Source organism: Variovorax soli, assembly GCF_031454625.1.
Taxonomy (GTDB): domain Bacteria; phylum Pseudomonadota; class Gammaproteobacteria; order Burkholderiales; family Burkholderiaceae_C; genus Variovorax; species Variovorax soli_A.
Genome location: NZ_JAVDRF010000001.1, coordinates 195,697 through 208,016, shown reverse-complemented (window position 1 = coordinate 208,016; position 12,320 = coordinate 195,697). Strand labels below are relative to the sequence as shown.

Genomic DNA, 12,320 nt, shown 5'->3' with positions numbered 1-12,320 from the left:
AGCGCGCGCTTCTGTCGCCAGTGCGCCACTGCCTTCGGCTAGCATTCGCGCAGACGGTGCTGCCGCCTCCATGGACCTTCGTCCCGGACGGCGGGCCGCGATGAGGATGTGCGCTTGGGCACCAACGACGCTTTCGCCGAATTGGGTTTGGCATCAGATGCGAGCGAGAGCGAAGTGAAGGCGGCCTGGCGTCGCCTGGCCTCGCAATGGCACCCGGACCGCAATGGCAGCGCCGGCGCCGTGGCCAAGATGCAGCGCATCAACCAGGCCTTCGAGGAGATCCGCCGCGCCGGCTTCCGGGCCGCTGCGCCCGAACCGTCGGCCACCGACGCCGAGGAAGCCGCCCCCGGCCCGGCGACGGACCCCGGCGCCGGATTCGACGAGCACGGCGAGGACGGCGCGACCGCCTTCCGCGACGAGCCCGGCACGGGCCGGCAGCGGCGGCCCATCCACCGCAAGGTGAAGCTGACGCTCGAGGAGGCCGCGGCCGGCTGCATCAAGGTGCTGCGGGGCAAGATCACCGAGACCTGCCGAAGCTGCGAGGGTGCCGGCCACCAGGTGCTCGGCGGCAATTGCGTTCGATGCGGCGGCTCGGGCGCCGTGCCCAAGCGCTCCTTCTTCGGCTGGCCCACCGGGCTTGCCGAGTGCGAGGCCTGCCTGGGTGGCGGCATCGCCCGGCAGCCGTGCGCGGCCTGCCGGGGCTCCGGCAAGACGGCCGCGCGCAGCTACCAGGCCAAGGTCCGCATTCCGCATGGCGTGCGCCGTGGCGATCTGCTCCACGTCGACGGGCGGCGCCTGCGCCCCGAGCGGCTTCCCGCCGATCTCGAAATCCGCGTCGAGCTGCTCGACCATGCCTTCTTCGAGCTGGACGACGACGGCACCCTCCGATGCGAGGTCCCGGTCGACGCCTTCACCTGGATCGCCGGCCGCCAGGCGCAGGTGCCGACCCTCTCCGGCCTGCAGCCGCTGCAGCTCAGCCGCGGCCGGCTGTCCTACTGCCTGAAGGGCCAGGGCTTTCCGACGGAGCGGCGCGGCGCACGCGGCGACCAGTGGGTCACGCTGGTACCGGTGTTCCCGGAGCGGCTCAGCACCGACCAACAGATCCTGCTGGACCAGCTTTGCGCGACCACGTCCGGCGGCGAGGCCATGGACGAGCGGCTCCAGGCGTGGCAGCGCAGCCTGCGCACATGGGAGCGCGGCCTGCGCGGCTGACGGGCGTCATCCGGCCGACGCCGCTCCGCGCGCGCCCCGCTCCTGCAGCAGGTGCTTCGCGAAGAAGGCGGTGATCCTGCGGTCCACCTCCGGCATCGTGGCCGCGCGATCGAAGCCCGGCGGGTCGTTGAGCATGTCGCCGATCAGGCCCGTCAGCCCCGGCGGCGGGGGCGACAGCAAGGCCCCGTGCCCGGCCGTCGGCAGGTCGGCGATCCGCTCGCAGGGCGTGCAGGCCGCCAGCACCCGGTCGCTGTGGAAACGCGGGATCAGCCAACGGTCCTGCTTCGCCGTGACCAGCCCCAGCGGCACCGGCGGCGCGGCCAGCGAGGCCATGTCGAAGTCGGCGGCCGCCGGCACCCCGGCCACCACGGCCGCCACCCGCGCATCGGCGTGCACGCGCGGCGTGTCGTCGCCGAAGCGCCAGCGGATCACCGCGAGCGCGGCCCATTTGCGAATGCCGTCCAGCGGCCCGCCGGTCAGGCGGGTCAGCAGCCCGACGCAGGTCTGGAAGTCCTCCTCCAGGTGCGCCTCGCAGTGCCGCTTGAAGCCGGCCGGCGACCAGCGCCCGCCCGCCAGGCTCAGCGCGGTGTGGCCACCGGCCGACATGCCGTAGACGCCGACCTTGTCCAGCGCCAGCAGCGGCGCGAAGCGCGGGTCGCGGCCGACGGCGTCGATCGCGCGGGAGACTTCGGCCGGGCGCAACGTCCAGCTGTCGGGGCCGGGGTCGCTGCCGTCCTTGTAGTTGTCGGCGCGGTGCTCGGGCATGGCGACCACGAAGCCGGCCTGCACCAGGCTGCGCGCCAGGTCCGCGTGCACCCAGGGGGCGCCGCCCGAGCCGTGCGAGATCACCACCAGGCGCCCGTTGCCGCGCACCGGCTGGCCTTGCGGCGCCACTTGCAGCACGAAAGGCCCCCGCCGGGTCGGCTGCTCGGCATCGGCGGACGGGTAGTACAGCGTCACCGGTCCGTCCTTCGCCGTCGCGGCGATCTCGCCAAGGCCCATGGTGGCCTGGGCGACGCCCGACAGCAACAGCGCCAGCGCGGACGCCAGCAAACGCAAAGAACGCTTCATGCTCACTCCTCTTCGTTGATCCGAAGGCACCTGCCTGCGGTGCTGCGGACGATGCCCTGCCGCGCCCGCCCGGTCTTGCCGAATGCGACGAAACGCATCTTTCGGCTCGCCGATTTCAGGAATCGGCCAGCTTTTCCCGGCGGTACTCGGTGGGCGTGAGCCCGGTGGCCGCCTTGAAGGCGCGGTTGAAAGGCCCGATGGATTGGAAGCCGGCCTCCAGCGCGATCGCCAGCACCGGCCGCGAGCGCCGCATCGGGTCGGCCAGGGCGGCACGCGCTTCGGCGAGCCGGAAGCCGTTGACGAAGGCGTTGAAGTTGCGGTGGCCCAGGCGCTGGTTGATCAGGCGACGAAGCCGGTACTCGGGCGTGCCCAGCCGCGCCGCCAGGCCGGCGATGCTCAGGTCTTCGGCGCGGTAGGCACGCTCCTCGTCCATCAGGCGTTGCAGCGCCTCGGCCAATGCCTGGTCGGCCGGATCGGGCGCGGGCGGCTCCGCGCCATCCGCGGCTGCCGGGCGCGCGGCCTCGGCGGATTCACCGCGCGGCACCGGCGAGGCCGCGACGACGCGCTCCGACGGGAAGATCTCGGAGCCGGCCAGCCGCAGCATCCAGAAGGCGGTGACCGCCACGATCAGCAGCAGCAGCGCGGCGTCGACCGTCGCGGTCGCGCCGGAGAGCCGGCCCTGCGGCGAGGCCAGGCGCGCAGCCAGCATCGCCAGCGTATAAACCACGCCCGTCACCACGATGAAGGCGCGCAGCCGGCGCCGGCCTTCGACCAGGTCCGCGCGCCAATGCGCCGCTGCCGCGATCGTGGCCAGCATCGCGAACAACAACGGCACGCCGCGCTGCAGGCCGATCGTCAACGGCGCCAGCACCGAGGCGCTGCCGTTCATCACCGCGCAATTGAAGCCGGCCAGCGCCGCCACCGCCAGCCACGCGGCCGCATGCAGCGGCCGGAGCGCGAAGTCGTCGTCGAACAGCGCCTGCACGAAGATCCAGAACAGCACGCCGTTGGCGACCGAGACCGCGACCAGCGGCGCCTGCCACAGGCGCGGTACCTGCGCTTCGAACAGCGGCGTCGAGCTGATCACCTGCACCGCCAGCCCCAGTGTCATCGCGAGCGCCGCACGGGCGGCGGGCAGGCGCGGGCGATCGCGGCCCAGCACCCAGGCCAGGAGCAGCAGCAGGGCCAGCACCATGCCGCGCAGCGCGGCATCGAAAAGGGTCAAGGGCAGGGCGTCGGTCATGGGGTAAAGCAGGGCGCGACAGGGTAGCAGGCGAGCCGTCGGGACTTGGATCGGCGCCCCGCTCACCTTACAGTGGCCGTCGACACCACGGAGCCGTATCGCCATGACCATCGAGCTGAACAAGGAAGCCAGGAGCGAAGCGATCAAGTCGATCGAGCGCTACTTCCAGGAGAACATGGAAGAGCGTATCGGCAACATCGCCGCGGGTGCGCTGTTGAGCTTTTTCGTCGAGGAGATCGGGCCTGTCATCTACAACCAGGCCGTGGCGGAAGTCCAGGAGCGGCTGCAGGTGCGCATCTCGGAACTCGACCTCGAGGTGCACGAGGACGAATTCCAGTACTGGCGCAGGTACGACGCCCAGCGCAAGGCCAGGAAGTGAAGGATCAGAACGGGCAGGACGGATCGAACTTCGGGCTGCGCTTCTCGCGCAGGGAGGCGATGCCCTCCTGCACGTCCGGCCCCGAGAAGCCCAGGAATTCCAGCGCCAGCGAGCTGTCGAACGCGGGCCCGGCCAGGCGCAGCCAGTTGTTGAGCGCGTACTTGGTCCAGCGGATGGCGGTCTGCGAGCCCGCGGCGAGCTTCTCGGCCACCTCGAAGGCCTTGGCCACCAGCTGGTCCTCCGGCACCGCCAGCGAGACGAGGCCGATGCGCTCCGCCTCCTCGCCCGACACCGCCTCGCACAGCATCAGGTAGTACTTGGCCTTGGCCATGCCGCACAGCAGCGGCCACACGATCGCCGCGTGGTCGCCGGCTGCCACGCCCAGGCGCGTGTGCCCGTCGATGATGCGCGCCGTGGTGCTGGCGATCGACACGTCGGCCAGCAGCCCCGCGACCAGCCCCGCGCCCACGGCCGGGCCGTGCATGGCCGAGACCACCGGCTTGGAACAGTTGATCACGTTGTAGACCAGGTCGCGTGCCTCGCGCCAGACGCGCGCGCGCACGTTGAAGTCGTTCGCCATGTCCTCCACCAGACCGAGGTCGCCGCCGGCGGAGAACCCCTTGCCCTCACCGCGGATCAGCGCCACACGCGTTTGCGGGTCCTTGTCGATGTCGCTCCAGATCGAGGCCAGTTCGCGGTGCAGGTTGTGATCGGCGGTCGAGAGCTTCTTGTTTGCGCTCTGCGAGGCGCCCATCACCACCTCGAGGATGCCGTTCGGGTGGGGCTTGAGCGTGAGCGCGCTGTAGTGCGCGTAGGGGGATTCGTTGGGCATGTCTCGATCCTCGTCGGGTGGAAAAGCCCCGATCTTCCACCCTCTGCCCGGCCCTGCGCTGCCGGACCCGGCGCGTCCCGTTGCCTAGTACCGGATCGTCACGCCCGCCTTGATGCCCTTGTTGTCCTTCCCGTCCGTGCTTGCACCCGCGGAGAAGGAGACATCGCCGCCCGTGCTGGCGCCCAGCGAGTAGTTGGGGCGCCTGCCCGAGGTATCCATGCCGCCATAGACACCGCTGCCGTCCTTGCGTTGCAGGCCCAGCGTCCCGCCGTTGGCCGTGGCCGACTTCTCGTTCGGCGACAGGTTGGGGCTCACGTAGATCGAGCCCTCGTCGTTGCTTTCGATCGGGACCTTCGGCGTTTGCGCCAGGGCGGCCGCGCAGCAGGCGGCGAGGGCGAGCGATGTCAGAAGGGGCTTGTTCATGAAGAGGGGGGGACGAGGCGGCTGGCAAGCCGACCACCTTATCCGAAGCACGCCCGGCGGGACAAGCGTTCGGGCCGCGCCGCAATCATTCATGCCGCGCAGTGCTGTTGCGGCGAGACAGAAATGTTTTCACATGTACTCGCGTGTGACGATCGAGCGCCTCGAGGCGCTCGATCCACGCCTAGCCGAGCTCGCTCTTGCGCTCGATGATGCGCGACACCAGCCCGTACTCCACCGCCTCCTCCGCCGACAGCCAGCGGTCGCGCTCGATGTCGGCCATCACCGAGTCGAAGGACTTGCCGGTCTCGCGGGCGATGGTGCGGGCGATGCGCTCGCGCGCCTTGATGATCTCCTGCGCATGGATCGCGATGTCGCTCGCCGGCCCCCCGGCGCCGCCGCTGGGCTGGTGGATCAGGAAGCGCGTGTTCGGCAGGCAGAAGCGCCGTTCGCGCGGGGCTGCCAGGTACAGGTGCGTCGCCGCGCTGCCCACCCAGCCGGTGCCGATCATGCGCACCGGCGCCGCGATGAAGCGCACCACGTCGTGGATCGCATCGCCCGACTCCAGGTGGCCGCCGGGCGAGCTCACCAGGATGTCGATGGGCGCGTTGCTGTCGGCGTCCAGCGCGATCAGCCGGCGTGTCACGTCGCGCGCCGCCGCGTCGGTGATGGCGCCGAAGATCAGCAACGTGCGCGACTTGAAGGCTTTCTCTTCGAGATAGGAACTGCTGCGCGGCTCGCCTGCCGGGCCGCCCGGTGCGTCTTCTTCAGGGGTTTCCATGGTGCTCCTCGTTGTGCGGGTGCGATGACGAACAGGCCCGCCCCTGAAGGCGAACCCGATGCATGGCAGGCGCTGCGCGCGCCCGTGGCCCATTCTCGAAGAAAACGAAGAAGCACTGCCGGCCACGCGGATGCCGTCTCGCCGCCCCGCATCCGCGCGTCGCGTGGATGCGGGATCGTCAAGCGGCGCGCATCTCCGTACGATGGGCTCCAACGCGCCAGGAATTCGATGCTGTCACGCGAGGCACCCGCCTCGCCCCTCAGGGAGCCAGGAAGAAGCGCCTCAAGGCCTCCGCAGTGAGGTCGGGCGCTTCTTCCGGGAAGAAGTGCCCGGCCTCGATGGCGTGGCCTTGCACCTCGTCGGCCCATGCACGCCACAGCGCGAGCGGCCCGCCCGCGTCGGCGTACCAATTGTCCAGCGCGCCGCCGCTGCTCCACAGCGCCAGCAGCGGGCAGCGGATGCGCCGTCCGGCCGCGAGATCCGCCTGGTCGTGCGCACGATCGATCGTTGCCGCAGCGCGGTACTCTTCGCAGATGGCATGCGCATGGGCCGGATCGCGCAGCGCATTCACATACGCCGCGCGCACGTCCTGCGGAAATGCATCGGCGGGCGAGCCCCAAGCGCCCAGCGCGTTGTCCACCATCGCCTCGGGCGCGGCGGCCAACAGCGATTCAGGCAGCGGCGCGGGCTGCGCCAGCAGCGACCACGGCCAGTAGCCCAGCGCGAGCCGCGCATCGGCACGCGCCCACACCGTCTCCGTCGGCAGGATGTCGAGCACCGCGAGGCGCTGCACGCGGTCCGGATGGTCCAGCGCGAGGCGGTACGCGACCCGCCCGCCGCGGTCATGCCCCGCGAGCGCGAAGCGCGTGAAGCCCAGCTGCTCCATCACCCGCACCATGTCGCGCGCCATGGCCCGCTTCGCATAAGGCGCATGGTCGGCGGACGAGACCGGGCAGCCGCTGCGCCCATAGCCGCGCAGGTCGGCGCACACGGTCGTGAAGTCGTGCGCCAGCCTCGGTGCCACGCTGCGCCACATCAGGTGCGTCTGGGGAAAGCCGTGCAGCAGCAACAGCGGCGGGCCCGAGCCGCCGCGGCGCACGAAGATGCGGGTCTCGCCGGCGTCGATCTCGAGCGATTCGAAGCCGTGCATCGCACTCAGCCTCCGCGGCGCGTGCCGCTGTCCTCGATCACTTCGCCGTCGGACTTGGTGAAGGGCGCGAGCTTGCCCACGGGCAGGATCTCCAGCACTTCTTCGGAGGGCCGGCAGAGCTTGGTGCCCAGCGGCGTGATGACGATCGGGCGGTTCAGCAGGATCGGGTGCTGGCCGATGAAATCGAGCAGCTCGTCGTCGCTCCACTTCGGATTGCCCAGGTCCAGCTCGGCATAGGGGGTGCCCTTCTCGCGCAGCAACGCACGCAGCGGCTCGCCTGTGGCGGCCGCGATGCTGCGCAGCTGCTCGCGGCTCGGCGGCGTCCTCAGGTATTCGACGACCGTGGGCTCGAGACCCGCGTGGCGGATCAGTGCGAGCACGTTGCGCGAAGTGCCGCAGGCGGGGTTGTGATAGATGGTGATCGGCGGTTGGAACATCAGGCGATTCTCGAACAACGAGCGGGAGGGGCGCTTGCCCATGCGCGCGATGATGGCGTCTTCATGTGACATGCACATGCACGCGCAAAAAAGCCCGCAGCGCGAGCGCCGCGGGCTTTGCGTTTCTTCAGGGGAGCGGAGCAGGGCGAGGGCGCGTTGGGTGGAGCCGCGTTCTCGATGCCACTGGCCCGCTTACTTCTTGACGCCGATCGCGCCCGAGCCCTGCGCCTGTCCGCCGGCACCGGCGCCGAGCGCACCCGCGGCGCCGCCCACCGCGTTCGTCGCGCCGCCCACCGCATTGGTGGCGCCGCCCACCGCGCCGGTCGCGCTCTGCACCCCACCGCTCAGCGTGGAGCCGACGCCACCGAGCGTGTTGCCCACCGTGCTGGCTGGCGACGAGGAAGAAGAGGCGCCCGTGTCGGCGCCCGCATTCGCACCTGCGCGCGTCTGCGCGGAGCCTCCGGCGCGTGCGCCGCGCTGCTGGCGCTGCTCGCCCTGCTGCTGCGACGCGCCCGCGCCACCCGATGCATTCACGTCGGCCTGCGCGCCGACGCCCACGCCGACATTCGGCGTCTTCACTGTCTGTGCATGGACTGCGATGCCGCTGGTGGCCAGGAGGCCTGCGAGCAAGGCGCCGAGGGCGATGCGAGTGTTGTGTTGCTTCTTCATGTGTGACGGTCCCTTTCATGGATGAATGGTCACTGATAAAAAACGAACCAGCCTCGAGGGCCGGTTCGGGGTGAACCATAGGGGCGGTCGCAAAGGTCAGCTCGTGAGGCAGGGCCGGGGCCTGCTGTGAGAAGTGGCCGTCAGCGACATCGGTGTGTGCTGCGTTAGCCCTGCGGCCTCATGTGGAATATCTTTACGCGAGCTTGACAAGCCCTTCATCAGGCGCACGATTCGAAGGTCCGGCAGCAAGCCGGCAGTCATGAGCTTCCGTCGGAAAGGAGCATCGAATGTCGAACGTTCTTGCGGAGCTCACCACGGAATTCCTCCAATCGTTCGCTGATGCATTCAATCGGCACGATGCCGAAGCCTTGATGTCGTTCATGACGGACGATTGCGTCTTCGAAGCCTCCGCGGGCCCCGACGCGTGCGGCGCGCGCTACCAGGGCCGGGAGGCCGTGCGGGCCGCCTTCGAGGAGGTCTGGACGACCTTCCCCGATGCGCATTGGGACAACGCCCATCACTTCGTTTGCGGAGATCGTGGGGTGTCGGAGTGGATCTTCACCGGCACCCGGCATGACGGCACCCACGTCGAAGTGAATGGGTGCGATCTGTTCACGTTCCGCGACCGCAAGATCGCGCTGAAGAACTCCTATCGCAAGAACCGTCCGTCGATGGCGCCTCGCTAGCGCTCCATGACCTTGCCCATCCATCAGACGATGGGCCTGATGTTTTGATTGAGGCAGAAAAAATTGGTCGGGTCGTATTGGTTCTTCAGTGCGACGAGCCGCGCATAGTTCTCGCCATAGGCGGCGCGGACCCGATCCTCGCCTTCATCGCCCAGATTGTTGGCGTAGACACCGCCCGTCGAATAGGGGCTCACGGCGCTCCATAGCTCGCGGGCCCAGCTGATATTGGCTTCGTCGTCCGCCGGGCTGTCCCAGATCGCGAGCGGGAAGCAGTCGTACAGCGCGTCGCGGTTCGCATACGGGGATTCGGAGGACGGAATGCGGGCGATCGCACCGCCAACCTGCTGGAAAACCAGCACCGCGGCGGGCGAAGGGGCCTTGGGATAGATCTCCAGGAGCGCGTCGATCGCGCCGTCGCTGATCTCGCGGAGGAACTGCGCTTTCCAGTAATAGCGGCGCCCGCGCGGAAAAAGAATGTCGCCGGCGGACTGAATTTCAAGGTAGGAACGAGTAGCCAGGCTGCTCTCGATCGGCGAGCCGAACTTCAGGAGCGAAGCGAGCGCGTCCTCGCCGGCGGCGGGAGGGCCGACGTAGCAGGCGGAAATGTTGAAGGCGCGTTCGCCTGTCGGAAGGGTGACCAGGGCAGCGTCGATGCTGAGGTCATCGGCGGCCCTGCGCGAGAACTCGTGATAGAACTTGATCGCGCCGCGCGCATGGTCGTAGCGGTAAAGCACGGAGCCGACGAGCAGATCAGGGCCAACCTCGTGAAGCTGGTATTCAAAGGCCGTGACGATGCCGAAATTGCCGCCCCCGCCTCGCAGGCCCCAGAACAGGTCGGGATGTTCGGAAGCGCTCGCGCGCAACAGACGACCGTCGGCCGTCACGATGTCGGCCGCGATGAGGTTGTCGCACGTGAGCCCGTATTTGCGCCCGAGCTTGCCGAAGCCGCCGCCGAGCGTCAGCCCGGCAATGCCGGTGTCGCTGTTGACGCCCATCGTCGTCGCCAGGCCGTGGGCCTGCGTGGCGGCATCGAATTCGCCCAGGCTGAGTCCCGCCTCGGCCCGTACGACGCGGCGCACGGGATCGACCTCGACCGCCTTCATGCGAGACAGGTCGATGACGATTCCGCCATCGCAGACCGAGAGCCCCGCGACGTTGTGGCCGCCACTGCGAACCGCAACAAGATGGTGGGTCGCCCTGGCGAAGGTCACGGCCTGGATGACGTCGTCGGCGCTGGTGCAATAGACGATCGCGGCAGGTCGTTTATCGACCGCGCCGTTCCAGACCTTGCGGGCCCCCTCGTAGGCGGGGTCGCCGGGCTGGACCAACTCACCCCTCACATGGTGACGGAGCCGATCGATGGCCGGCACGGCCGAGGTCCCGGGGAGCGTGTCCGTCTGCGGCAGTTGCTTGTGGTCCATTGAACGGTCCTCCAGTCTTGCGGGACCATGATTTCACGGGCGTGCGGCTGCCGCAAACTCTAAGATCTCAGCTGTGAGATGAGAAAAGTTCATCTACAGTGGGCGCATGAGAAAGCTTCCGCCTCTGCGCTCGCTGCACGCGTTCGAGGCGGCCGCGCGGCACGGCAGTTTCAAGGCCGCCGCGGCCGAGCTCGGCGTGACGCCGACCGCGATCAGCCACCAGATCCGCTTGTTGGAGGAAACGTGCGGTCGGCAGTTGTTCCAACGGCGGCCACGACCGCTCGTGCTGACGAGCGTGGGCGCGACGTTGTTTCCGGCGCTGCGCAATGGCTTCGATGTCCTTGCGAGCGCGATTGCCGCGCTCGCCGAACCCGATGTGCAGCGCCCTCTGCGGGTCACGAGCCCCAGCGCCTTCGCAAGCCGATGGTTGGTCCCGCGCCTGCCGAACTGGCGCGAAGCCAACCCGATGCTGCCCTTGGAAATCATCGGGACGGACACGGTGCTGGATCTTCGCTCCGGCGCCGCCGACGTGGCGATCCGCTACGCACGTCAGCAGCCCCTCGACCTTCCAGCGCGCGAGATCTGCCGCGACACCTACTTTCCCGTCTGCAGCCCGGCCTTGTTGGCGAACGAAGACGGGGCCATCCAGCGCGTCGCCGACCTTTTGCGCTTTCCCTTGATCCATTTCGATTGGAGGAGCCGCGATCCCGACGCCCCCACCTGGCGCCAATGGCTTGCCATGGCGCGTTCGATCGATCCTGACCTGGACATCGACAAGCGATGGGACCTGAGCTTTCGCGAGGAGATTCATGCGATCGATGCAGTCGTCGCCGGGCAAGGCGTGGCGATCTGCAGCGACATCGTCGTCAGCCGCGAGTTGAACAGTGGGGCGCTCGTCAAGGCGCACCCGCTGTCGCTGCCAGGGTATGGCTTTTATGTCGTCTCGATGCCACTGAGTCCGCGCGCGGCAACGATCGAATCCTTCTCGGCCTGGATGAGATCCGTCATTTGAGCGGGCGTGTATGGGATCGAGATCCCTCACGACGCCATTCTGGCTTCGGGTGCGCCGTGCCCCCAGCACAGCACTGCCGGCAACGCGAGCCAGCCGCTCACGGCGCGGCATTGGTCAGTGCGTGGCTTGACAGGCGGTGCTGCCCGCAAGTTTCGATCCGGTAGGCGATGACCGCGACGTCCTCCCCGGGCGGCAGCGCCACGCGCAGGAAGGAATGCGACATCGAGGCATGACCTTTGTCCGACATGCGCATACGCCAAGCGGCCGATGGCAGGGGCCTGCACGATGGCTAAATTGCCCTGGACATCGCGACGACCCGGAGAACACTATGCTCGCCACTGCCCACAAAGCCCACCTCCTGCGCTGCAACGGCGTGGCCGTTCCCGAGTTGCCGGAGGATGGCAGCGGCCGATGGCAGGAGGCGGTCGACGCGCTGTTCGAGCAGTACGTGGCGCAGCGCGCCGCCAGGAGCCTGCAAGAAGCCGAGGAGGCGCGCGAACTCGAGCTGCTGAGCCGCCTCGCCGCGACCTCCTACCCGCGTCGCCGCATCACGAACTACGCCTGATGGCTATCGCAAGCCGTTCCCTCGCCGCCATGGCGCTGCTGGCCTGCGCGGGCGCCGTGCACGCAGCGGGCAGCTGCGAGGCGCTGGTGGCCCAGATCGACGCGAAGATCCGGGCGTCGGGCGTCGTGCAGTTCACCCTCACGACGGTGGATGCCACGGCCGACGCCGGCGGGCGCGTGGTCGGCACCTGCGACCTCGGCACCAAGAAGATCGTGTACGAGCCCGGGCCCACCCATGGCGCGGTCCCCGCGATCCGTCCGGCGCAACAGCCCGCGCCGACGGCCGCAGGATCGCGCGACGAGCCGATGCTGACGGAATGCAGGGACGGCACGGTGAACATGGGCGGCGACTGCCGCAGGTAGATCCGGCGCATCCCCCGCTCGAAGAAGGCATCGCGCGAAGGCGGGCTGCCTGCCGCTAGAAGCTTGCGACGCCTTCCTAC

General features: G+C 69.0%; 16 protein-coding genes. 6 read left to right on the top strand and 10 right to left on the bottom strand.

Going from position 1 to position 12,320, the window contains the following annotated elements; genetic code table 11:
* Nucleotides 1-108: 108 nt before the first annotated feature.
* Complete coding sequence (locus J2739_RS01040) at nt 109-1,212, top strand: DnaJ C-terminal domain-containing protein (protein WP_405053799.1); 1,104 nt, start codon at nt 109-111, stop codon at nt 1,210-1,212.
* Nucleotides 1,213-1,218: 6 nt separating this feature from the next.
* Here the strand turns inward: J2739_RS01040 and J2739_RS01035 are convergent, their stop codons facing one another.
* Both J2739_RS01035 and J2739_RS01030 read right to left on the bottom strand, forming a co-directional pair.
* Entirely contained in the window at nt 1,219-2,283 is a 1,065-nt protein-coding gene (locus tag J2739_RS01035; protein WP_309897842.1) for an alpha/beta hydrolase family protein, read from the bottom strand.
* A 115-nt stretch (nt 2,284-2,398) separates the two neighbouring features.
* Complete coding sequence (locus J2739_RS01030) at nt 2,399-3,526, bottom strand: helix-turn-helix domain-containing protein (protein ID WP_309897841.1); 1,128 nt, start codon at nt 3,524-3,526, stop codon at nt 2,399-2,401.
* Between the two features lie 103 nt (nt 3,527-3,629).
* Here J2739_RS01030 and J2739_RS01025 point away from each other — a divergent pair, with 103 nt between their 5' ends.
* Nucleotides 3,630-3,905 (top strand): DUF2164 domain-containing protein, encoded by a 276-nt coding sequence (locus tag J2739_RS01025; protein ID WP_309897840.1) that lies wholly within the window; start codon nt 3,630-3,632, stop codon nt 3,903-3,905.
* A 4-nt stretch (nt 3,906-3,909) separates the two neighbouring features.
* On the opposite strand, the gene J2739_RS01020 is transcribed toward J2739_RS01025, so the two are convergent.
* From J2739_RS01020 to J2739_RS00995, 6 genes are all read right to left on the bottom strand, one after another.
* Nucleotides 3,910-4,737 carry an enoyl-CoA hydratase/isomerase family protein gene (locus J2739_RS01020; RefSeq protein WP_309897839.1) on the bottom strand — a complete coding sequence of 276 codons (828 nt, stop codon included), beginning with the start codon at nt 4,735-4,737 and terminating at the stop codon, nt 3,910-3,912.
* 84 nt (nt 4,738-4,821) lie between these two features.
* Nucleotides 4,822-5,160 (bottom strand): hypothetical protein, encoded by a 339-nt coding sequence (locus J2739_RS01015; RefSeq protein ID WP_309897838.1) that lies wholly within the window; start codon nt 5,158-5,160, stop codon nt 4,822-4,824.
* A 181-nt stretch (nt 5,161-5,341) separates the two neighbouring features.
* On the bottom strand, nt 5,342-5,938 hold the full coding sequence (locus J2739_RS01010) for an ATP-dependent Clp protease proteolytic subunit (protein WP_309897837.1): 597 nt from the start codon (nt 5,936-5,938) through the stop codon (nt 5,342-5,344).
* A 259-nt stretch (nt 5,939-6,197) separates the two neighbouring features.
* Nucleotides 6,198-7,088 (bottom strand): alpha/beta fold hydrolase, encoded by an 891-nt coding sequence (locus J2739_RS01005; protein ID WP_309897836.1) that lies wholly within the window; start codon nt 7,086-7,088, stop codon nt 6,198-6,200.
* 5 nt (nt 7,089-7,093) lie between these two features.
* The gene (gene arsC / locus J2739_RS01000; RefSeq protein ID WP_309898687.1) at nt 7,094-7,525 is read right to left on the bottom strand and encodes an arsenate reductase (glutaredoxin); all 432 of its coding nucleotides are present in this window, start codon (nt 7,523-7,525) and stop codon (nt 7,094-7,096) included.
* A gap of 192 nt (nt 7,526-7,717) precedes the next feature.
* Entirely contained in the window at nt 7,718-8,194 is a 477-nt protein-coding gene (locus J2739_RS00995; protein ID WP_309897835.1) for an adhesin, read from the bottom strand.
* Between the two features lie 287 nt (nt 8,195-8,481).
* Here J2739_RS00995 and J2739_RS00990 point away from each other — a divergent pair, with 287 nt between their 5' ends.
* Nucleotides 8,482-8,880 (top strand): nuclear transport factor 2 family protein, encoded by a 399-nt coding sequence (locus J2739_RS00990; RefSeq protein ID WP_309897834.1) that lies wholly within the window; start codon nt 8,482-8,484, stop codon nt 8,878-8,880.
* 23 nt (nt 8,881-8,903) lie between these two features.
* Here the strand turns inward: J2739_RS00990 and J2739_RS00985 are convergent, their stop codons facing one another.
* A complete protein-coding gene (locus J2739_RS00985; protein ID WP_309897833.1) occupies nt 8,904-10,301 on the bottom strand; it encodes an FAD-binding oxidoreductase in 1,398 nt (465 codons plus the stop codon).
* Nucleotides 10,302-10,407: 106 nt separating this feature from the next.
* Between J2739_RS00985 and J2739_RS00980 the strand changes: the two genes are divergently transcribed.
* Nucleotides 10,408-11,313, top strand: coding sequence for a LysR substrate-binding domain-containing protein (locus tag J2739_RS00980; protein ID WP_309897832.1), 906 nt, complete (start codon nt 10,408-10,410; stop codon nt 11,311-11,313).
* A gap of 97 nt (nt 11,314-11,410) precedes the next feature.
* Here J2739_RS00980 and J2739_RS00975 read toward each other — a convergent pair whose 3' ends face one another.
* Nucleotides 11,411-11,560, bottom strand: a complete 150-nt coding sequence (locus J2739_RS00975) for a hypothetical protein (RefSeq protein WP_309897831.1) — start codon at nt 11,558-11,560, stop codon at nt 11,411-11,413.
* An 81-nt stretch (nt 11,561-11,641) separates the two neighbouring features.
* Here J2739_RS00975 and J2739_RS00970 point away from each other — a divergent pair, with 81 nt between their 5' ends.
* The gene (locus tag J2739_RS00970; protein ID WP_309897830.1) at nt 11,642-11,878 is read left to right on the top strand and encodes a hypothetical protein; all 237 of its coding nucleotides are present in this window, start codon (nt 11,642-11,644) and stop codon (nt 11,876-11,878) included.
* Nucleotides 11,878-12,240, top strand: a complete 363-nt coding sequence (locus J2739_RS00965; protein ID WP_309897829.1) for a DUF1161 domain-containing protein — start codon at nt 11,878-11,880, stop codon at nt 12,238-12,240. Before J2739_RS00970 ends, J2739_RS00965 begins: the two co-directional genes overlap by 1 nt.
* Nucleotides 12,241-12,320: the final 80 nt, after the last annotated feature.